This is a genomic window from Herbaspirillum sp. 1173 (assembly GCF_031455335.1).
Taxonomy (GTDB): domain Bacteria; phylum Pseudomonadota; class Gammaproteobacteria; order Burkholderiales; family Burkholderiaceae_D; genus Herbaspirillum; species Herbaspirillum huttiense.
In genome coordinates this window covers 108,713-130,638 of record NZ_JAVDSP010000006.1, presented here as the reverse complement: position 1 = coordinate 130,638, position 21,926 = coordinate 108,713, and the positions used below count along the sequence as shown (strand labels likewise).

Genomic DNA, 21,926 nt, shown 5'->3' with positions numbered 1-21,926 from the left:
TCGGCCCGCATCCTGCGATGCGGGCCGACGATGAAACATGATTTCCCGTGGTACTTCTGGCCCGCCTTGCGCAAGCGACGGCGGGCTTTTTTTACGCCACCTGCGGCAAGCCCGCGCGTTCCAGCAACTGGCTGCAACGCTGCGACAAGGCCACCACGCGCAGCTCCTTGCCAGCACGCACGTAACGCTCGGCCAGGGTCTGCACGGCCGCAATGGCGGAGTGGTCCGCCAGGCGCAGATGACGGCAATCCAGGGTGACCTGCTGCGGATCGTTGGCCGTATCGAAGAGGTCGAGGAAGTGTGTGGTGGAGGCGAAGAACAGCGTGCCCTGCGGCAGGTAAGTGCGGCTGCCGTCGGCCTCATCGCGGCGGTCGGCACGGATTTCACGGGCATGCTGCCAGGCGAAGTTGAGCGCGGTGATGACGATGCCGCACAGGACGGCCACGGCCAGGTCGGTCAGCACGGTGATGATGGTCACCGCAATGATGACCAGCGCATCACTGCGCGGCACCTTGCCCAGCACGCGCAGCGAACCCCAGGCAAAGGTCTCCTGTGCCACCACGAACATGACACCGGCCAGCGCGGCCAGCGGGATGCGCTCGATGGCCGGCGACAGGAAGAGGATGAACAGCAGGATCATCCCGCCCGCCACCACACCCGAAAGACGCGAGCGCCCGCCCGAGCCGAGGTTGATCATGGTCTGGCCGATCATGGCGCAACCGCCCATGCCGCCGAACAGGCCCGAGACGATGTTGGCCGCGCCCAGTGCCAGGCATTCGCGGTTGGGCTGGCCACGGCTGGCGGTGATTTCGTCAGTGAGGTTGAAGGTCAGCAGGGTTTCCAGCAGGCCGACGATGGCCATCAGCACCGCATAGGGACCGATGATGCGCAGCGTCTCCAGGTTCATCGGCACACTGGGCCAGTGCAGCGGCGGCAGGCCGCCGGCGATCTGCGCCATGTCGGCCAGGGTGCGGGTGTGGAGGCCGCTGAAATAAGTCACCAGGCCCACGCCGAGAATGGCCGCCAGCGCCGGTGGAATCGCCTTGGTCACGCGCGGCAGCAGCCACACGATCAGCATGGTGGCCAGCGTCAGGCCGATCATGATGGCCAGCGCCCCGCCCTGCAACCATTGCGGACCGGCGGGGGTCTCGACGCGGAAATGTTCCAGCTGCGACATCGCGATCACGATGGCCAGGCCATTGACGAAGCCCAGCATCACCGGATGCGGCACCATGCGCACCAGCTTGCCCAGCCGCAGCGCGCCGAAGAGCAGCATGATCACGCCCGACAGCACCACCGTCGCCAGGAAATATTGTGCACCATGCTGAACGACCAGGGCCACGATGACCACGGCCATCGAGCCGGCCGCCCCGGAAATCATGCCCGGGCGGCCACCGAACAGGGCCGTGATGGTACAGATGAAGAAAGCGCCATATAGCCCCATCAGCGGGTTCAACTGCGCCACCAGCGCAAAGGCGATGCATTCGGGCACCAGCGCGAAGGAGGTGGTGAGGCCGGCCAGAACGTTCTGGCGCAGGTCGCGCAGGCGCGAAGTGGATGAGGAGAGAGTCGTCATGGGCAGGGAAGAAACAGGCCGCAGGGGCCGGCACCATCATGAACGCGTCAGCGCGCGTGAGGCGGCAAGGGCGGTACGGCAGAGATGCCCTGCGCACGCACTGCCATCGCCGGAAACTGGGCGAAAGCACGTCCGCAAGACTTGAAGACAGCATTTTACCGCACCGCAGCATCGACTGCCGGTGGCCGTGGCGCGGCTGCCACGCCAGGCCCTAGCTCCAGATCACCTCGATCTCGGTATCAAGAAGATAGCCAGCCCCACGCTCGGTACGCAGCAGGGTCGGATGCTTGGGGTCGGCTTCGAGCTTGCGGCGCAGGCGCAGGATCTGCACATCAATGGCGCGATCATAGACTTCGTCGAAGGCGCGCGTGCTTTCCAGCAAGTGTTCGCGCGAGATGATGCGGCCCGGTGCGCCCAGGAACGCCACCAGCAGGCTGAATTCGGCATTGGTCAGACTGACCTGGCGCTGGTCCGGCGCGGTCAGCCGGCGCGTATTGAGGTTGAGCTCCCAGCCGGCGAAGCGATAGGCCCGCGGATGCCGGCCGCGCGTCACCGGAGCGGCCGGCGCAGCCTGCGCCGCGGCGCGCCGCAGCACCGCGCGCATGCGTGCCAGCACTTCGCGCGGCGAGAAGGGCTTGGTGATGTAGTCATCCGCGCCCAGTTCCAGGCCCATGACCATGTCGGCCTCCTCATTGCGGCCGGTCACGCAGATGATGGACAAGCCACCCGCAGCCCGCCAGCCGCGCGCCAGTTCGGCACCATCGACATCGGGCAGACCGAGGTCGAGCAGCACCATGTCGTACTGCGTGGCCTGCACGGCGGCCTGCGCCTGGGCACCGGTGGTGGCGCTGTCCACGATCAGTCCGTGGCCGCTCAGGTAGTCGACCAGCAATTGACGCATGGCCTGGTCATCATCGACGACCAGGATGCGCGGCGGGGGCGTGATGCTCATGGAGAACCTCGTTCGGATGCGCCCAGGGCGTGCAGGACCGCACGCCGCAGGGCAGGAAGATCATACGGCTTGGCCAGCGATCGCGCTGCCAGCGCCGCCGCCAGGGTGGCCGCACGCGGCTGGCCGGAACACAGCAGCACGGGCAGGTCGGCACGCAGCGTGCGCATGGCGGCGATGAGCGCATCGCCCTGCATCTGCGGCATGTCCAGATCGGTGATGACCAGATCCACGGCCAGCGGCTCCAGCGTCAATTCCGCCAGCGCCTGCTGCGGGTCGCCGAACACCATGGGGCTGTAGCCCAGACTGGCGAGCCACTGCGCGCACAGGGCGCGCTGGGCTGCATCGTCATCGATGACGAAGATGCATTCGCCTTGTCCACAGGCACTCGCGCCGGCCGCGCCCGGCGCAGCAGAGGGTACGACGCGCTCAGGTACTGCCAGCGGCAGCTCCTGTGCCGGCAGCGGCAACAGCAGGCGAAAGCGCGTCCCCGACGGCGAGCTGCTGACCGCCACGCCGCCTTCATGTTCAATGGCGATGCCGGCCACGATGGCCAGCCCCAGACCGGTGCCGCTACCCTTGCCACCGCCCCCGCTGCGGGTGCTGAAGAAGGGCTCGAACAGACGTGCCAGATGTTCCGGGGCGATGCCGGCACCATCGTCCGTCACTTCCAGCCAGACCGCCTGCGGCTGCGGCAGCTCACCGGCCAGCGGCGCTTGCGGCGGCGTGGCTCCGGCATGCAGACTGACTACCACCTGGCTGCGCGCCGCCTGGCTGGCATTGCGGATCAGGTTCAGCGCCAGGCGCGCCAGTTGTCCCGCATGGCCCTGCACGGCCAGCGGTTGTGGCGGCGGCTGGTAGGCGATCACCACGCCCGCTGGACACAGCGGACGGGCCAGCATGACGGCCTCGGCCACCGGATCGCGTACATCAAGCAGGCTGCGCTGACGATCGCCACGGCGACCGGCCAGCAGGATCTGCTCGGTCAGATCGCGGCCACGACGCACGGCCGCCAGCACTTCGCTCAATGGGCGCTGGGCGGGCGCGTCGGCATCGAGCTGCTCCTGGGCCAGTTCCGCATAGCCGCCGGCCGCGCCCAGGACATTGTTGAAATCATGGGCGATGCCGCCGGCCATCATCCCCAGCGCTTCGAAACGGCGCATCTGTTCCATGCGGGCGGCCAGGACCTGCCGTTCACGCATGGCCACGGCAATGAAGAAGGTCAGCATCGCCAGGCCGGCCAGGTCGACCTGCAGGTTCCAGGTGCTGTCCAGCCCCTCCTGCGCATAGGGGCCGATATCGTAAAGCGTGAACAGCACTGCCATCACGGCCGCCAGACTGGTCGCCAGGGTGGCGCTGCGCAGGCCGCCATACAGCGCGGCGCCGGCCAGCGCCAGCGAGAGCAGCACGCGCTGCACCTCGCCCGACCAGCCCAAGCCCGCGCAAGCCAGCAGCGCGCCGCTCACCGCCAGCGCGCCCAGCAGGGTGATGCGGTCATGCAACAGCGTGCGCCAGGCACCGTCTGACCACGTCAGCACGGCCGGCGTCAACACCAGGATCGCCAGCCCATGCCCCACCAACAGCGTGCGCCATTCGGCCCACCAGCCGCCCGGCATCACATCGGCAGCCAGCGTGGCACCCAGCGCGGCCACAACGGCCACCGCCACCAGCGGCAACAGCAGCAGGAAACGGCCCAGCCTGACCAGCCCGTCGAATTGTCCGTCGCGGCTGACGAAGCGCCGCCCCAACAGCACACAGGCCACAATCTGCACCACGTTGAGCAGTGCAAAGCCGGCATCGACCTGCCACGGCAGGCTGTCGCGATCGCCGACCACCATCATCGCCACGAACACCGCCAGCAGATAAGGGAACCAGTCGCGCGCCGGCTTGCGCCACAGCAGCGCGATCATCAGCGCCGGTGCCGGCGCAGCGATGGGAGCCAGCGTAGTGCTGTCCTGCAGATGGGCAGCGGGACTGGCCAGCAAGGCATAGCCCACGCCGCACGCCAGCGCTGCCAACAGCGTGCGCAGACTGTCGGCGAAGGCGGGGCGGGAGCTTGGGAGATCGGCCATGAGGAACGTGTCAGCTGCGTGAGTAGAGCACGCGCAGGGCCACCCGCCGTTCGTCCTCCGGCAACTGCATGACTGCACGCAGATAGGCAATGGAGGCGTCGCAGGTAGCGTCCGGGTCAGCCTGGCGGCGCAGGGGCGAAGACAGCAATTTCAGTTGTTCCTGGGTCAGCGGCGCAAGTGCCTTGCGCATCACGCGGGTGCGCTCGGCCAGGCTGTAGCGCCCGGCATTGGCCGGATCGGCGTCACGCAGCAGGCGCTGCGTCATCACCTGTTCGCGGTTGGCGAATTCCTGCGGCAAGGCCGCTTGCGGCGCCTCGCGCCCGGCCGCCGCCTCCGCGCGCGAACGCGGGTAGATCAGCTCGGTGCAGGCCGCCACGCTGATGCCGCGCAAGGCCACGGCTTCATCCAGCAGCAATTGCTGGAATTCGGCCAGTGACGCATCAGAGGCAATCGGCAGCAGCCGCCGGCTCAACAGGCCGACCTGCTCGCGGCCCACGGCCAGGATCTCGGCGTCCGACGCATGCGCCTGTACCTTGGCCCAGGCCAGGTCGATGGTGCGGGCAAAGTCGGCGGGGTGGTAACGGGCCATGATGTCGAACAGCGCCCCCTTCTTGAATTCCGCCTCCAGCACGTCGCGCGAGGTGGCGATGGTGGCCAGTTGCGCGGTCTCGCCGCCCGGTGCCAGACGGGTCAGCACACCGGCCTGCAGCAGCTGGCCCAGCTCCGGATACCAGCTCTGCGCCGCCGGGGTATCGGCAATGCGTTCGATGAAGTCATGCGGCAGACCCAGCTTGCCGTAGGTATCGAAGGTCAGCTTGCGGTCGAAGCTCTTGTTGATGCGATCATCGCCGCCGACCGTATAGAGCGTATGGAAACCGATGTGTGCACGCGGGTCCATCGCGCGGTCACGTCCCGCCAGGAAGGCCAGCGTGCAGGAGGACGAGCACTCCTGCTCGACATAGGTATTGAGCCGGCGGCGGCGGATCACCTCGCCCACCAGCTTGCCTTCGCGCACCCAGCCACCGGCCGAATACAGGACCACCGTCTGCACGCCAGGATGCTGCTGCAGGATCGCATCCAGCCCATCGGCCGCGCCGTCGTTCATCCCCCCTTGCAGCAGGACCGACTTGCCATCCACCCGCACCTGGTACACCACCGGTGGCCCGAGCTGTTTGCCCAGGGCGATCTCGAGCTGTTCGCGCACGGAATGCGCGGCCCGCCAGGTACTGGTGACCATGCTGATGGCACCGCACACGATCAGGAACTTGACCACCACCTCGGCCCAGCGCCGTCCGCCGCGTGCCACGTGCTTGCTGGCCGAGCGCCAGCAGCCCCACACACCCCAGGTCCAGGCCAGGTAGCTGAAGGCGGCGATACCCAGCACGCCGGCCATGCCGTAGCGCGCCGGCATGTCATTGGTCAGCCGCGCCAGTACCGAGATGGCCAGCGCCGGCACCAGCGAAGTCAGGAGGACGGTATGCAGCCAGTAGGAACGGCCCAGCGAATAGTCGCCGCGCCAATGACGGCGCAGGAAACTGGCGGGCGGGCTGGAAGGAACGGACGATCGGGTTACTGCCTGGGACACGTGATGCTTTTCCTCGATGCGCTGCCGCGCAGTGCGCACAGCGTCTTCAATGAAGGGAGACTTTATGAAGCCAACAGCATAACCCAGCTTGGCGATGCCGTCGCGCCTTCACCCGCCATGACCGGGGATACGCGACAGGTCGACCGGGTCGATCTGGCTGGGATGCATGAATTGCTCGGCATACTTTTCGTAGATGCGTTCGCGCACGAACAGGTCGAAGATATCCGGATCGATGTGATTGCGCGCCTTGAAGCCGGCCAGGATATCGACCGCCTCGTTGAGGGTATTGCCGCGCTTGTAGGGACGGTCAGCGGCGGTCACGGCTTCGAAGATGTCGGCCACCGCCATGATGCGCGCCTGCACCGACATCTGCTCGCGTGTCAGTCCCTTGGGATAGCCTTTGCCATCCATGCGCTCGTGGTGGCCACCGGCAAACTCGGTGACGCGGGCCAGCTGCTTGGGCCACGGCAGGGACTCCAGCATCTTGATGGTGATGACGATGTGGTTGTTGATGATGGCGCGTTCGGCATCGTTGAGCGTCCCCGCACGGATGCGCAGGTTGCCGGCCTCTTCGTCATCGAGCAGCTTGCGGATCTGGCCGTCGGGACCGCGCCAGCTGCGTTCGGCGATATCCAGCACGCGCTGCTGGTCTTCGGCGCGCATGCCTTCGTTGCCGTAGTTGATCCTGCGCAGGAAGGCGCGCTCATCCTCCATCTGCAGAAACTCGGCCTGCAGGCCGGCGTCCAGCTCGGCGGAGCGCTCCGGCGTGAGCGCGCTACCCAGCGCCAGCTTCTCCTGCAGCACGCGGATCTGGGCATCGCGCTTGAGCACTTCAAAACGGGTATCGATCAGGTGGATGCGATCGAAGATGGTTTCCAGCTTGGTGGCTTTTTCCACGATGTGGCTGGGCGTGCCGATCTTGCCGCAGTCGTGCAGCAGCGCTGCCAGCCACAATTCGCGACGATCGGCGTCGGTCATGCGGAAATCGGCCAGCGGGCCTTCGGTGGTGTTGTGCGCAGCCTCGGCCAGCATCATGGCCAGTTGCGGTACCTGCTCGCAGTGGCGGCCGGTGTGCGGCGACTTTTCGCCAATGCCGATGTTGATCAGCTTGATCAGGCTTTCGAACAAGTTTTCCAGGCGCGCGATCAACTGCTGGTTGGTCATCGCCATGGCGGCCTGCGAGGCCAGGGCCTCGATGAAGCGCTGGTCGGTCTCCGAGAAGGGGACCGGCACGCCACTGTCGGGATCAATGGCATTGATGAGCTGCAACACCCCCACCAGTTCCCCCTCGTGATCCTGCATCGGCACGGTCAGGATGGACTTCGAGCGGTAGCCATACTTCTCGTCGAACAGGCGCATGCCGTTGAAGTTGAAGCCGCTGGCCTGGTAGACGTCGGCGATGTTGACCGACTCCCGGGTGTTGGCCGCATAGGCGGCGACCGCCGCCAGGTTGGGCTGGCCATCGGGAAGCGTCAGGGCGATATCGGGAATCGAGACGGCCTGGCCACTGCTGCCGCCCTGGTGCATCTTGAGGGTCTGGTTGACGGAGATGTCGAAGCGCAGCGCATCTCCATGGTCGGTGGTGCGGTACAGCGTGCCGCCATCAGCGCGCGTGATGTCGCGCGCGGTCAGCAGGATGCGCTCCAGCAACAGCGGAATGTCGCGCTGGCTGCCCAGCTCGCGGCACAGCTCGGTCAGCCGTTCCAGGCGATAGGCAATGTCGCGGTGCTCGCCGGCCGTGGGGGCGAGATCATGCATGCTGGCCGGGACGTTCATGCCGCCCTCTCCCGTCCGCCGCAGTGCAGGCACTGGACGGTCTGGCAGGTGTGGGCTGCTGGGTGGACTGCTGGCAACATGCGACTCCCTGAAGCGTTGGCGGACGGACATGGCGCGATCATTGCGCAAGGGCAATGCCGACGCACTTCTGGCGGATGCTTTTTCGGCATCATCGCGATTCTAGACCGGCAGCGCACGCCGTCTTGCAGCGAGCTTGAGGGGATTTGGCCGCCAATTCTGCGCTTGCCGGCAACCGCGACCAGCACCCCTTGGCCGCGCCCGCGTTCAGGGATCTCCCGATTGCGCTGATGAGCCGTATCCCTTACCATCCACCTGTGTTGCATAATTTGCCACATCGTCCGCAAAGCCAGTCCGGAAAAGGGTTTCCGGGCTGCAACAAGGTTCCCTCTCAACCCGTGCGGCAGGGCCGGAACCCACAACTCTATGAGCGGCAATCACAATGCGTGTAGAAATCCTGGGCTGCAGCGGGGGCATCGGTGGCAATGGCATGCGCACCACCTCCCTGCTCATCGATGACGATATTTTGATCGACGCCGGTACTGGCGTAGGCGACCTGCCGCTGACGCGGCTGGCGCAGATCGATCACGTCTTCATCACCCATGCGCACCTGGATCACATTGCCTGCCTGCCGCTGATGATCGACAGCGTGGGCGACATGCGCAGCACGCCGCTGACCATGCACGCGACGGCCGCGACCATGGAGATCATCCGCAAGCACATCTTCAACTGGCATATCTGGCCCGACTTCAGCGTCATCCCGACCCCCGAGCAAGCCTTCCTGCGCTTCGCCACGGTCGAGCCCGGCCAGCCGGTGCAACTGGGCCAGCGCAGCATCACGCCGCTGCCTGCGGCGCACACGGTGCCGGCGGTCGGCTACCAGCTGCGCAATCATGCCAGCGGGTCGTCGCTGGCCTTCAGCGGCGATACCTGTCTCTGCCCGCCGCTGTGGGAAGCGCTCAATCGCATCGGACAATTGCGCTACCTCATCATCGAGGCCGCGTTCGCCAATCGCGACCGTGAGCTTGCGCTGCTGTCCAAGCACCTGTGCCCCAGCCTGCTGCTGGAAGAACTGCAACACTTGCAAGGCCGGCCCGAGGTGCTGGTCACGCACGCCAAACCCGGGCAGCTGGACGAGATCGCCGCCGAGATCAAGGCTGGCAACAGCGCGCACCAGCCGCGCATGCTGGCCACGGGCACCGTGCTCGACTTCTGATCCATCCCGCCCTCAACGACAAAGGCACCGCGCTCCAGAGCCGGTGCCTTTTCTCTTGATCTGTCGCCAGCCGCTCCCGCCTTACTGGGTCACGCAGGCATCCAGCTTGGCCGCGCCGATCTTCTGCGTCCCGGTGTTGCCATTGCTGCTGATGGCCGGCGGCATCGTCACTGTCACGCCCTGTGCCGGCGGCACGATCACCGGCGGCTGCGAGATCGAGGGGACGAAGCCGAACTGGCCGGCGCTGTAGAGTTGCGATCCGCTCGGGTTGGTGACCTGGATGGCCCCGGTCACCACATCCACATGCAGGCCATTGGCCGGCGGCTGCCCGCTCGGGGTCGGCACGCCGGCGCAATCGTCCTGGCAGTACAGGGCACCGAAGTGGGTGCCGCGGATGCCGATGGTGGCCGTGGGCGTATCGAAATTGACGGCATCATGATTGCGCTTGCCGACCAGCCCGGTCACCGCCCGCAGACCGCCCTTGACCAGGCCGATGGCCACGGCATCATTCTTGGGTTCCTTCTCGTCATAGAGGTATTTGCTCACCGCCACCTCGGAACCCGGCCGCAGCACGATCTCGCCGTTGTCGACGAACTTGACGCGGGCATAGGTCTCGCGCTCGGTGATGAGCGTATCGCCTTGCAGGATCGCCGATTTCACCGACAGCACCACGCGTGCACCGTCCGCATGGCGCACGCTGAGCACACCCGACAGATGGGTGACTTGGCCCACCACCGGCTGCGACTGGGCGAAAGCAGTCGCCACCGCCAGCAGAAGCAGCAGCGCCAGGATCAACCCGGCCAGAGGGCGCCGGACCGAGGCCGGCGAAGTTTGCTTGAAGGAATTCATGAAGATCACATCATCCGGTTATCAGGTGCACATCGGCAGCGGCTTCTTGGCCTGCTTGCGGTCATCGCCTTCGTCGCCAAAGTGGTCCGTCGTACCGCCCACGGTTTGGGTGGTGGCACCGGTCTGCTGTACGACATTGCCGCTGGTGGCGGGCACGGTATCGGTGAGCTGGGCGTTGTTCAGGCTGGCCTGCAGGTCACGGCTCTGCTGGTTCTGTTGCTGCTGCACGGCCAGCGCGGTCTGGCTGTTGGACGCGCTGCTGCTGGTACTGCTGGAGTTGGAACTGGAACTGGAACTGCTGGAGCTGGCCGCTACCGGCGTGCGCGTCCCGTTGGCGTCGACGATGGTGACGCCCTGGGCGTAACCGATCACCTGGCCGGAATCCACCGACAGCAGCGCCACGCCCGGCGGCGAGGTGGAGATGTTGGCGTTGATGGTCATCGAATCACCCGCCGACAGCGTGATGTTGCCGCCAGTGGAAACCAGCACGCCATTGACCGTCAGCGTGTCGTTGCTGCCCGACGAGGCGCTCGCGGTCAGGGTAATGGTTCCGGTGGCGCTGACGCCGCCCGAACCGATGGTCAGCGGGCTGTGCGTGACCACGCTGACCGAACCGTTGCTGCTCTTGAGCTGGCCGGTGCTGTTGATCCCCAAGGTAGCCAGCTTGCTGTCGGTACTGATGGCCGTGCCATTGGCATTGCTGGGCAGACTGCCGAGGAAGCTGGCGCGGGTGCCGATGGCCGAAGTGACCACACCGCCCGTGTTGTCGATGCTGATGTTGCCGCGCGCGGTGGTCACACCGTTGATGCTGACCGCGCTGGCATCGCTGGTGTTGAGCGCGTTCTTCAGCGTGATGTCGCCGGTGCCGCTGTTGTTGGCGGCAAAGCCGGCAATCTGGTTGCCGCTGTTGTTGAAGGTGATGCCGCTGCTGGCCGAGGCGATCAATTGCGACTTCACCCGCATCGAGGTGCCGGTGCTCTGGGTAAGGTTGCCATTGGCAGCCTGCAGCACCAGATTGTTGGCGGTGATGTTGCCGATGGCCAGCGAGCCGGTAGCCTGCGACAGCGCGGCATCAGCCAGGGTCAGGTTGCCGCCGGTCTGGCTGAAGGCATCAGCCACGACCAGGCGCGAGCCGACGTTGCCGGTCACGGTGCCGTTGGACACGGTCAGATTGGACAGGCGGACATCGCCGCCCAGGGTCAGGTTGCCGGCGACCAGCTCCGCCGTCATGTTGGACTGGGCGGCATTGGCCAAGGTGACGGTTCCGTTGAGCAGGACCGTCTCGCCGTTGATGAAGTCCGTGCTGCCGATATTGAGCGTGCCGTTTCCGCTGGTAGTGCCATTGAGCACCAGGGCAGCGATGCTGTTGTTCGAGCCACTCATGCGGTTGACGCTGATCGTGCCGTTGTTGCTGGTGCTGTTGCGTACCGTCAGCGTACCGCCGCGCTGGTTGAGCTCGGATCCCGCGGCGATCTGCAGATTGGCGATGGTATCGTCAACACTGTCATGTCTCACGGTCTGGTTGCCCGAGATCACCACGGTATCGATCTGGGTCGGCATGTAGGTGGACACGCTGCCCACGGTCGCGTTGCTGACCCAGTTTTGGCGGTCCTCCCAGCCCCCTTCCGAATAGCCGTACTGCTGATATGTGAAGGTCTCGGCACCGCGCAGGGAGAGGTTCGCCAGGCCGTTGTCCCCGTAGACCGCCTTGAACATCTTCTCCTGTCCGCCCGCCGTGACGATATCCCCGGTCACGGAGCGGAAGTAGCCAGTCGGTGACGAAGTACCGCTGATGTTGATGGCATTGATGCTCACTTCGCCAGAGGGTGAGTAGCCGCTCAGCAGACGGGTCTTGAGGCTGCCGTCCAGACTGGTCGAAGAGAATCCGGTCAATTCGATCACGTCATAACTGCCGTCGCTGGCACCTGCGATATCGATCAGCATTTTTCCGGTATCGCCCTGGCTGAAGCTGGCATCGCTGGGGTCGCCGGTTGCCCGCAACGCCAGACGCCCTACTGTCCCGTCACCACCCGGTGCGAGGCTACCGTCATTGGTAAACGACCCACTGACCGACAACGTACCATTGCCCGAAATGGTCCCGTTGGTCTCGTTGCGGATGTAGCTCGCGCTGACATTGCCGCCGGCCATCGTCAGGGTGCCATAGTTGCTCACACTGGCATTGCCGGTGACGCTCAACACGGCAGCGTCACCATTGAGGACCAGCGTGGCATTGGCATTGTTGGTCACATCACCACTGGAGTTGACGCGACCGCTGATGTTGAGCGTACCGTTGTTGGTGATGCCATCGCTACCGACCGACAATCTGCCCTCACCGTTGGAGGCGACGCTGACGGTACCGTTGTTCGTGAGCGAATTGATATTGCCCCCGCCGCCGTTGAGCGTAAGCGTACCGGCGCTGTTGACGCGCACTGCTGCGGCGTAGAGGTTGCCGCTGCCAAGGTTGACCGTGCCATTGCTGATGAGCAGATCCCCGTTGCCGGAATCATCGGTGACCCTCAGCGAGCCACCGTTCAGCACGATGCGTGCGCCATTGTCGATGGTACTCAGATTGCGCGGCTTGACCGCGTCCATGATACGGGCTTCCGAGAAGCTCTCTTGCGATGACTGCACATAGCCGCTGTTGAGGGTCAGCCCAAGCCGTCCGCTCTCGCTGATGATGTTGGCCCGGATGCTGATGTTGTTGGCGGAGTTGAGCGTCAGTGTGCTGTCCGCGCCGCCGCTCTTGGTGATGTTGGCGGAGACGGTGATGTTGCCGCCCACGCCATCGCTATCGCCGGTGGTCAGGCTGACGCTGACACCATTGCTGAGCTGATTGGAAATGGTCGCCGCCGAAATCGTCGCGCCGCTATCGGTGGAGGTGACCGCGTAGGACGAACAGCCATCGAAGCTGACGTTCGTTGTGGTGTTGGGCACCACCTCCAGATCATGCGGATCGATGAGCCAGGTCCCGCCCGTCCCGACCTTCGGCACCTTCACCACATCCAGCCGTTTCAGCCCGGAGGTATCCACAAATCCACCCTGCCCTGGCGCGCCCAGCGCCGACACATCGCCATCGATGAAGGCGGCATTGGCGGCATACAGCGTGACATTGCCGCCCTTGGTGCCATCGGCACTGATGCTGGAACTGGCCGTGGTGGTCAGGTTGCCCGAGGCGCGCAGGAAGATGCGTCCGCCCTCGCGCACCACGCTGGAGGCATTGATGACGCCGCCATTCGTGATGAGGCCCGCCGCCACGCCGATGCGCCCGGCTTCGGCGGTGATGGTGCCGAGGTTGGTGACGTTGCCGGCACTGCCGGTCACGTTCACGGTCACGCCCGGGGTGGCGGTATCGGCCAGCGTCACGGTCTGGCCGGCTGCGAGGATGACCTCGCCCTGCGGGCTGGTGATGATGCCGCTGTTGGACACGCTGCCGCCAATCAGGTAGACGCTGCCGCCGGTGGCCGAACTGATCTTGCCCTGGTTGTCCACCAGGCCGGCATTGCCGTCCTTGATGAAATTGAGACGGCCGGCCAGAAAGTCGTTGTCGCTGATGGCCAGGGAGGTCGCGATGAAGCGGGCGGCATCCACCGTACCGCCGGGCCCGATCACCACGCCATTGGGGTTGTACAGCACCACCGTGCCATTGGCCGAGAGCTTGCCGTAGATCTGCGAGATGTCGGCACCGGTCACCTTGGCCAGCAAGGCCGCGGACGAACTCGGCTGGGCCACGTTGACCGCCGCATCGGCACCGATGCTGAACGAGGCGAAGCGGGCAATGGCCTGCGGCGACAACTGGTTGATGTTGAGCGTGTTGCCGTTCTGGCTGAAGCTGAGATTGCCATTGGCCACGCTCCAGCCGGTGGGCAAGGTACCGGGCGCAGGCGCGGCGGCCAGCGCCGGGGCCTGCCACGCGCCACACACGGCGGCGGCGGCCAGCGACAGGCGCAACCCGGGCGCGAGCGCCCGCTTCCACGCACGCTGCAACAGGCGCGACAGCAGCAGCGGCAAGGGCTTGCGCGCCCGCCAGGAAAGCGTCAGGCGGCGCTTGCCGACACGTACCGTGATCGAGGGCGGCAGCAGTTCGATGGCCGGCGGAACCGGGGCTGGTGCGGGAGTGGATGGTGATGTCATGTCAGAACCCCAGGATGGCACTCAGGTGGGCGTTGAGATCGCCCCGCTGTTCGGTGACGGAATTGCCGTTGAGCAGAACCCGCGCCACATCCAGGCGCAAGGTGAAGTCACGTCCCAGCGTATAGCGCAGCCCGGCGCCGAAGCTGGCCAGCGTGAGCGTCGACGGCACCGTCGAGGCCGCAGTCACGTTGTTGTTGGCACCGCGCGCGGCATCGACAAAGCCCAGCAGACGCAGGTTGCCGCGCGCCTCGCTCTTGACCAGCAGATCCGGGGTGTAGAGTTCGGCATTGACCACCGCACCGCTGTCGGCAGCCACCGCGCGCTCGGTGAAGCCGCGCACGGTATTGGCCCCGGCCAGACCGAACTGTTCCACCGGCGGCAGCGCATGGGGAGAGACCTGCAAGCTGCTGGCCAGGCGTACCTGCCAGTCATTCTGGAAGACCTTGAACCAGCTTGCACCGCCCCGCACGATGATGAAATTGTCCATCGACTGGCGCGAACCGGTGAAGAGCGAATAACGGTCCGTCACCTGCAGCGCGTCGTTGCGGCGCGCCTCGCCGGTGGCCATGTTGCGGGCGATGCCGAGGTTGTAGTCCAGCACCTGTCCCACGCCCTGCTGCTGCGCGCTGTAGCTCACCGACAGCGGCAATGTGGAATACGGCAGGCAGGTATTGAGCGAGGCGCCATTGAGCAGGCCGCCATTGATGTTGCAGCTGGAATCGACCTTCTTGTAGTCGGCACCGAAGACCAGCTTGCTGCTCCACTCGCCGCTGCGGGCAAAGTAGTGGTTCCAGCGCAGCGCATAGATTTCGCCGCGGCCGGTGATGTTGAGCGTGGAGTTGACCGCCAGCGTCTGGCCCGAGGTGACGTTGGATTTGCCGTAGATGAAATCGAGGCTGTCGCCCAGTCCATACATGGGCAGACGATAACCCAGCGAATACAGGTCGACCTTGGCCCCCGAGGGACTGTCGGGCGAGGTGGTGTAGGCCACCGTAGCCACATGGTCGCGGTTGAACAGGTTGGAGTGCTGCACGGCCACGCCGGTGCGCCATTGCCCGGTATCACGGTTGCCGCTGTTGTCGACGTTGAGCATCACCCGCAGGGGATTGTCATCCTTGACCGTGATGGCCGCATCGATCTGGTTGGTGGATTCGGAGGCGGTGAGCGTGACGTTGACCTGCTTGGCCGGATTGTCGTTGGCCAGTTGCACCGATTCGGAAATGCGCCGCAGGTTGGGAGCACTGCCCTCCACCAGCTGCGGAATGCTGGCGCGGATGTTCTGCTCGCTGAAATGGCGGTTGTCGCTCACCACCACCTTGCCCACCACCGTCTCGACCACCTGCAGGCGCACTACGCCGCCGGTCAGTTCCTGCTCCGGCACGCTGACCTGCACGGCGGTATACCCGGCACTGCGATAGGCGTTCTCCAGGGCTTCCAGCGCCTGCTGGATGTCGCCATAGACGCGGCCGGGGCCGCGGAAAGGCGTGACCGCTTCGTCGACCCTGGCCTGGGGCAGCAAGGTGTTGCCCTCCACCGCGAAGCGCGTGATGTCGAATCGTTCGTCGTTGCGGACCGGCGCGCTGCCCGCCGCCACGGCGGACGCCTGTGGTGCCGGCTGTGGCTGTGCCCATGCGGCGACGGCGCTGCCCAGCAGCGCCATCCCGATCAGAGAATGCCCAAAGCATCGTTTCATTGTCTCTGTGACCCGCCCCCCGGCGAGCCCTCCCAGTTCTCTTGTTGCGCAGCGCGGCGGCAAGCCACGCTGTCACTGCCACCCTCCCATCCGGCCAGCCGCCTGCACTGACGTCAGCACATGGATCGCGCGGACGCAATGCGTGGCCGGCACGCAGGTACCCGGACCACGTAAGCGAACAACAAGACGAAAAGGAACCCCTGAAGCAGATGCGCGCGGACACCGATATTCCACTTCTTGAAGGAGGGATCAATCGCGTCCGGCAGCGACGTTGCCTTGCCAGGCAACATCACTCTTGATGCTTGTAAAGTATACTGACTAGTCCTGACCGCGTCGACAAGAATCGCTGAAAAACCGCTTCCAGCGGGCGTTTGCGGCTGATTGCACAGCACTTGATTGCCGCTCGGAAATAATTTGCGGTTTCAACATGCAAAGATTTTCGTGAAGTGCCAGCGGATGAGAACGTTTGTGCAAAACACGTCACGCGGCGATCACACCATGCTGATTTCCCCAAGGAAAATGCGGCGGACTGACCGGGTCTCTTTATTTGGTATCGAAGGTCGTCACGCCATCCCAATCGGCCGGCGGCGGCGACTGGCGATAGTGCGCAATACGCTCCAGGTAGAGCGCATAAAGTCCCCGCGCGTGCGCGGCCTGCAGCGCTTCGATGGCGGCCTGCGCCTCCTCCCAGCGCAGCGCGCGCACCAGCGCCAGCGCCGCATGCCATTGCTCGACTTCCGCGCGCAACCCGGCATCGAGTTCGCTCTCGACGGCCAGCGGCTCGAAGATCGGCACGGGTTCGTTCTTGCCCTTCACCCGCACCCGGTCCAATTCGCGATAGGCAAACTGCGGCGCGGCCTGGCGCGTGGCATCACCGACCAGCACCCCCACCCCGTAGACCTTGGTGATCGACTCCAGGCGCGAGGACAAATTGACCGCATCGCCCATCACCGTATAGGCCTTGCGGATGCGCGAGCCCATGTCGCCCACGCGCATCTGGCCGCTGTTCAAGCCGATGCCGATCTTCAGCGGCGGCCAGTTGCGGCGCGTGAATTCCTCGTTGAGCAGCAGCGTGGTCTGCTGCATCTTCAATGCCGTGGCCACTGCGCGGGCGGCGTGATCGGGCACATCCAGGGGCGCGCCCCAGAAGGCCATCACGGCGTCGCCGATGTACTTGTCGAGCGTGCCGCGATTGCCACGGATATCTTCGGACATGGCCGTGAGATACATGTTGATGTATTCACGCAGCTCGTTGGGCTGCAAGCTTTCGGAGATGGTAGTAAATCCGCGCACGTCGGAGAACATCACGGTCAGTTCGCGGATCTCGCCTTCCATGTTGTAGCTGGCCGGATTGGCCGCCATTTCGGCCACCAGTTCGGGAGCCACGTATTCGCCGAACAGGTTGACGATGGCCTTGCGGTTGCGATATTCGAACAGGTAGCCCCAGGCCAGATTGCTGATGAACAGCAGCGCCACCAGCAGCAAAGAGGACGCCAGCGGCAGCACCAGGCCGGCGCTGTCATAGAGCCAGTAGTTGAGTCCACCCAAGGCGGCCGCCGTCCCCAGCGACAGCAGCACCGAGGCCAGCGGCCCCAGCGCGGGCAACAGCAGGCCCAGCAGCAGGCCGGCCAGCGCCACCTGCAGGCCGTCATAGCCCGCCGCGAAATCGGGGCGGGTCTTGAAGTCGTCATCGATGATGGACGCGATCAGATTGGCGTGGATCTCCACCCCGGGATAGACCGGACTCACCGGCGTGGCCCGCAGGTCGTTCAGGCCCGGCACGGTGGTCCCGACCAGCATGATGCGGCCATCCAGCTGGTCGTGCGGATAGGTGCCACGGATCACGTCCACTGCCGGTACATAGCGATAGGCACCGCCCTGCGGACCGCCACGCCCGCGATAGGTCACCAGCGTGGTCAGCCCGCGCTCCACCGGAATGATCAGCGGCTGCGGACGCGCTTCCACGGCGATGGCGGCGAGCGCATCGTAGGTCTCCTTCTGGTTCCCCAGCAGTCCATCCGCGCCGGTCAGGAAGACCGGCTTGATGCGCTTGCCATCGACCGCCACCCGGGCCGTCGCCAGGGCCAGCGACTCGTAGAAGTTGTCGCCATGCCGCGCCAGCAGCGAGACCGTGCGAATCAGCCCGTCGTCATCGGGTACCGGATTGAAGAAGCCGCCGGCACGCGCCGCCGCTTGCAGCTGCGGCAGGTTGGCACCATAGGCGCGCCAGCGCACCACCTCCACGTCGCGCCCGCCCAACGCGGCCACGCTGAAGGCGGGCGGCGGCAACTGCCCCTTGATCACGGCCCCGCCCTCATTGGAGAAGGCATAGCCCATCACCACCGGCTGGCCCTGCAGGGCGGCGGCCAGGCGTGCGTCGTAATCCATCTGCGGCTTGAGCAGGCGCAATTGCTGTGCCAGTTGCGGCACGTCCTTCAACGGTCCGCGCGCCAGGTCTTCCAGACGGCCATAGCCGGAGGTGGTGTCGGGCTCGGCGAAGACCACGTCGAAACCGACCGACTGCGCCTGGTAAGCCTGCGTCATCTGCTCCACCAGCTTGGCCACCAGGTCGCGGCTCCAGGGCCAGCGGCCCAGCTCGTTGATGCTGCGTTCGTCAATGTCGACGATGACGATGCGCGGATCCAGCGCCGGCTTGGCCACACGCATGCGCAAGTCATAGAAGAACAGGTCCATGCGCTCGACCACGCGATTGGGCAGCACCCCCACCACCACCGCCTCGGCCAGGCCGATGAGCACCAGCGCCAGCAGCCAGCGCGCCCAGTACTTGGCGAAGACGATACGCAAACGACGCAACATGGACTTTCCCCCGATTCCTTTTTTGATTGGCTGCGATCATGCCACCAGTTGCCGGTGCCCACAATCGGCGCGGCACGCCGGACGTTGCCACGCAGCATGACTGCATGAATAGCTGAAATAAGCCAGACGCGATGAACCGATGCGCAAAATGGGTTCTAATGATTTCCCGCCACCGATGAAGGAGCCCCGCATGCAGCCCATTCCAATGATCACCCTGCGCAATGGCGCGCAAGTCCCGGCACTTGGCCAGGGCACCTGGAACATGGGCGAGTCCGCCGCGGCCGCCAGCGCCGAGGTACGCGCCCTGCAGGCCGGCATCGACCTGGGCATGACGCTGATCGATACCGCCGAGATGTATGCCGATGGCCAGTCCGAACGCGTGGTCGGCAAAGCCATCGCCGGCCGCCGCGAACAGGTCTATCTGGTCAGCAAGGTGTTGCCGCACAACGCCAGCGAGCGCGGCACCATCGCCGCCTGCGAGGCCAGCCTCAAGCGCCTGGGCACCGATCATCTGGATCTCTACCTGCTGCACTGGCGCGGATCGCATCCGCTTTCGGCCACCATCGCGGGCATGGAGACCCTGATGGCGCAGGGAAAAATTCGCGGATGGGGCGTCAGCAATCTCGACACCGACGACATGGACGAGCTGGCCGATGCACCCGGTGGCGAGCAGGTGCTGTGCAATCAGGTGCTGTACAACCTCTCGCGCCGGGGGATCGAATATGACCTGCTGCCGCAGGCCGAACAAAGCGGCGTGGCCGTGATGGCCTATTCGCCCATCGAGCAGGGGCGCATTCTCAAGCAGCCGGCCCTGAAGGCGGTCGCGCAGCGCCACGGCGTGACACCGGCGCAGGTGGCGCTGGCGTGGGTGTTGCGACGTCCCGGGGTGATCGCCATTCCCAAGGCCGCCGATGTCGCGCACGTGGAGGCCAACCGGGCCTGCCTGGCGCTGCATCTGAACGAAAATGACTACAGTGAGCTGGACGCGGCCTTTCCACCGCCACGGCGCAAGCAGCCGCTGGCGATGTTGTGAAGCAATGGGCCTTCAGGCCGCTGCCTCCAACGCTTGCAAGGCCTTGAGCAAGTAGCGCACGGCCGCCGGAATCGGCGCGATCACCGGCACCGAAAACCGCTGCGCCAGTGCCGTCGCCGCCTGCCCCAAAGGACCGCCGCCAATCACCACCGCCTCGGCACCATCGCGCTCCACGCAAGCGCGCACCGCTTGCGCCAGTGCCTCTACCAGTGCCTGCGGATCGGCCGCCAGCGCGCGCGGATCACCGGCGGTCAGACGAATGCCGGTGTAGAGCGCACCGACACCTGCCTGCTGCGCTTTTTCACCAATCACATCAGCCAGCTCCGGCGTGACGGTGGCCACACCGAAGCGGCGTCCACCCTCGGCTGCTTCCAGCATCGACGCTTCACACAGCCCGGCGACGGGCCGGCCATCGAGCGCACGCAGGCGCTCAATGCCAGGATCGCCAAAGGCGCTGATGATGCACCCGACGCTGTGCCGCCCGCCTTCGCGCCAGTTGCGCTCGACCTCCGCCCCCGCTGCCGCCAGTTCCACGGCATTGACGATCATCTCCGGCCCCTGCCGCGCACTCACGCCGCTGAGGGCATATCCCGCTGGCAGCGAAGTGCGGGCAATGGCCACCATCATCTCGGTGGTGGCCTGGGAGGAATTGGGATTGATCAACAGGATATGCGGCATGCCAGACTCATGAAAAAGAAAATCAACTACGTGCAGCGACCGCCGGCACCACTGCCTCCGGCGCGGTCTCCTCCAGCGGTGCATCGGGCGACTTGCCATAGGTCTCGGGCACGGTGCGGATGGCCACGGTGAAGATGCCGTACATGGCGGCGATCATGCCGAACACGCCCGCCAGCCCGAAGGCATCGAACAACCGGCCAGCGACCAGCGGCATCAGAGCACCCGCCGCCGTACCGGTGGCGAGGATGAAGGCGGTGCCGAAGGCGCGCACGCGGGTCGGATACAGCTCGGGCGCGAAGATCCAGATGGTGGTGTTGAGCAGCAGCACGAAGAACTGGAACACCGCACCCGCCGCCAGGATCAGCACGATGCTCTTGGCCAGGAAGCCGATCGCCAGCGCCGCCAGGCAGGCGCAGATCGCACCGGCGGTCAGCACGCGCTTGCGCGGCAGATGGAATCCGAACACCGACGCGGCAATCGCCCCCAGCAGGCTGCCGCTCTGCATGACCATGGTAAACAGCAGGCTCTTGGAGATGGTGTAGCCCAGGCTCACCAGAATGGTCGGCATGAGCGTGAGCACCGAAATCTGCGCGCCATAGGTCATCCAGATGGCGATGCACAGCGGCAGCGTGCGCCGCGCCAGCGCGCCCTGGAAGATTTCCATGGAGCGCACCTTGGCCGGTGCGGCCTGCTGGCGGCTGCCATCGTCGCTGATCCAGTCACGGCCTTGCGGCGCCGGGCCGGAGAGCTTGCCGCTGGCCAATCGCGCCAGCACCTGATTGGCTTCGGCGATCTTGTTGCGGGAGAGCAGGAAACGCGGCGTCTCCGGAATGTAGCGGCGATAGAAGGCCCCCAGCAGTGCCGGCAGCATCAGGCAGAAGAACAGCCAGCGCCAGCTGTTTTCACCGGGAAAGAGCGTAAACACCAGCAGGCCGAACGCCGGTGCCAGGAAATTGCCCATGCCGCCCGCGCCCACATTGACCAGGCCCACGGCAGTGCCGCGGAACTTGCTGGAACAGAACTCGGCCAGCATGGTGACCGCAATGGCGATTTCACCGCCGAGACCGAAACCGACGATGGCACGGCCCACGGCCATCACCGTCAGGTCCGGTGCCAGCGCGCAGATGCCGGCCCCCAGCGTGAACAGCAGCAGGTCCAGGCTCAGCATGACGCGCCGCCCATAGCGGTCGGCCACCAGACCCGAGACGATGCGGCCGATGGCGGCGCTGGCGAAGGTGACCGTATTGAGCAGGCCGATGTCGGTCGCCGTCAGGCCCCACTGCTGCTTGAGCAGCGGGCCGACCAGGCCGATGGCGTTCTGTTCGAAGGCGTCGAACAGGCAGCCGATCAGGATCAGGAAGATGATGGTGTGATGCGAACGGGTCACCCCGATCTTGTCCAGCGCGCCGTCCAGTTCGGCCACGCGTGGCGAGTGCGGCAGGTCGGGCGATGAAAGTGTGGGTCCGGCCATGGTCTGCTCCTCTTGCGTTGGAAGGTCCAATGAGTGCTGCTCGGTATGTGCATCGGGTGATG

General features: G+C 65.5%; 13 protein-coding genes. 2 read left to right on the top strand and 11 right to left on the bottom strand.

The window, feature by feature from the left end; all coding sequences use genetic code 11:
- Positions 1 to 91 precede the first annotated feature (91 nt).
- The 5 genes from J2X56_RS19050 to J2X56_RS19030 form a co-directional block, all read right to left on the bottom strand.
- Positions 92 to 1,576: a SulP family inorganic anion transporter gene (locus J2X56_RS19050; protein ID WP_209533741.1), complete on the bottom strand. Its 1,485-nt coding sequence runs from the start codon at positions 1,574 to 1,576 to the stop codon at positions 92 to 94.
- A 211-nt stretch (positions 1,577 to 1,787) separates the two neighbouring features.
- The gene (locus J2X56_RS19045; protein WP_310161739.1) at positions 1,788 to 2,528 is read right to left on the bottom strand and encodes a response regulator; all 741 of its coding nucleotides are present in this window, start codon (positions 2,526 to 2,528) and stop codon (positions 1,788 to 1,790) included.
- Positions 2,525 to 4,597 carry an ATP-binding protein gene (locus J2X56_RS19040; protein WP_310161737.1) on the bottom strand — a complete coding sequence of 691 codons (2,073 nt, stop codon included), beginning with the start codon at positions 4,595 to 4,597 and terminating at the stop codon, positions 2,525 to 2,527. The genes J2X56_RS19045 and J2X56_RS19040 overlap by 4 nt, the downstream gene beginning before the upstream one ends.
- Before the next feature lie 10 nt (positions 4,598 to 4,607).
- Complete coding sequence (locus J2X56_RS19035) at positions 4,608 to 6,182, bottom strand: hypothetical protein (RefSeq protein WP_310161734.1); 1,575 nt, start codon at positions 6,180 to 6,182, stop codon at positions 4,608 to 4,610.
- 108 nt (positions 6,183 to 6,290) lie between these two features.
- Positions 6,291 to 7,958 carry an HD-GYP domain-containing protein gene (locus J2X56_RS19030; protein ID WP_121042491.1) on the bottom strand — a complete coding sequence of 556 codons (1,668 nt, stop codon included), beginning with the start codon at positions 7,956 to 7,958 and terminating at the stop codon, positions 6,291 to 6,293.
- A gap of 460 nt (positions 7,959 to 8,418) precedes the next feature.
- On the opposite strand from J2X56_RS19030, the gene J2X56_RS19025 reads away from it, so the two are divergent.
- Positions 8,419 to 9,192 (top strand): 3',5'-cyclic-nucleotide phosphodiesterase, encoded by a 774-nt coding sequence (locus J2X56_RS19025; protein WP_034330453.1) that lies wholly within the window; start codon positions 8,419 to 8,421, stop codon positions 9,190 to 9,192.
- A gap of 81 nt (positions 9,193 to 9,273) precedes the next feature.
- Here the strand turns inward: J2X56_RS19025 and J2X56_RS19020 are convergent, their stop codons facing one another.
- The 4 genes from J2X56_RS19020 to J2X56_RS19005 all read right to left on the bottom strand — a co-directional run bounded on the left by J2X56_RS19020 (position 9,274) and on the right by J2X56_RS19005 (position 18,682).
- Positions 9,274 to 10,041: a FecR domain-containing protein gene (locus J2X56_RS19020; protein WP_121043072.1), complete on the bottom strand. Its 768-nt coding sequence runs from the start codon at positions 10,039 to 10,041 to the stop codon at positions 9,274 to 9,276.
- Between the two features lie 21 nt (positions 10,042 to 10,062).
- Positions 10,063 to 14,172, bottom strand: a complete 4,110-nt coding sequence (locus J2X56_RS19015) for a filamentous hemagglutinin N-terminal domain-containing protein (protein WP_310161730.1) — start codon at positions 14,170 to 14,172, stop codon at positions 10,063 to 10,065.
- A gap of 1 nt (position 14,173) precedes the next feature.
- Positions 14,174 to 15,865, bottom strand: coding sequence for a ShlB/FhaC/HecB family hemolysin secretion/activation protein (locus tag J2X56_RS19010; RefSeq protein ID WP_204726201.1), 1,692 nt, complete (start codon positions 15,863 to 15,865; stop codon positions 14,174 to 14,176).
- A 543-nt stretch (positions 15,866 to 16,408) separates the two neighbouring features.
- The gene (locus J2X56_RS19005; protein ID WP_204726202.1) at positions 16,409 to 18,682 is read right to left on the bottom strand and encodes a CHASE2 domain-containing protein; all 2,274 of its coding nucleotides are present in this window, start codon (positions 18,680 to 18,682) and stop codon (positions 16,409 to 16,411) included.
- Between the two features lie 190 nt (positions 18,683 to 18,872).
- On the opposite strand from J2X56_RS19005, the gene J2X56_RS19000 reads away from it, so the two are divergent.
- Entirely contained in the window at positions 18,873 to 19,715 is an 843-nt protein-coding gene (locus J2X56_RS19000) for an aldo/keto reductase (RefSeq protein WP_121042481.1), read from the top strand.
- A 12-nt stretch (positions 19,716 to 19,727) separates the two neighbouring features.
- On the opposite strand, the gene J2X56_RS18995 is transcribed toward J2X56_RS19000, so the two are convergent.
- Both J2X56_RS18995 and J2X56_RS18990 read right to left on the bottom strand, forming a co-directional pair.
- Positions 19,728 to 20,393 (bottom strand): aspartate/glutamate racemase family protein, encoded by a 666-nt coding sequence (locus J2X56_RS18995; protein WP_121042479.1) that lies wholly within the window; start codon positions 20,391 to 20,393, stop codon positions 19,728 to 19,730.
- 22 nt (positions 20,394 to 20,415) lie between these two features.
- The gene (locus J2X56_RS18990) at positions 20,416 to 21,864 is read right to left on the bottom strand and encodes an MFS transporter (protein WP_034330466.1); all 1,449 of its coding nucleotides are present in this window, start codon (positions 21,862 to 21,864) and stop codon (positions 20,416 to 20,418) included.
- Positions 21,865 to 21,926 lie beyond the last annotated feature (62 nt).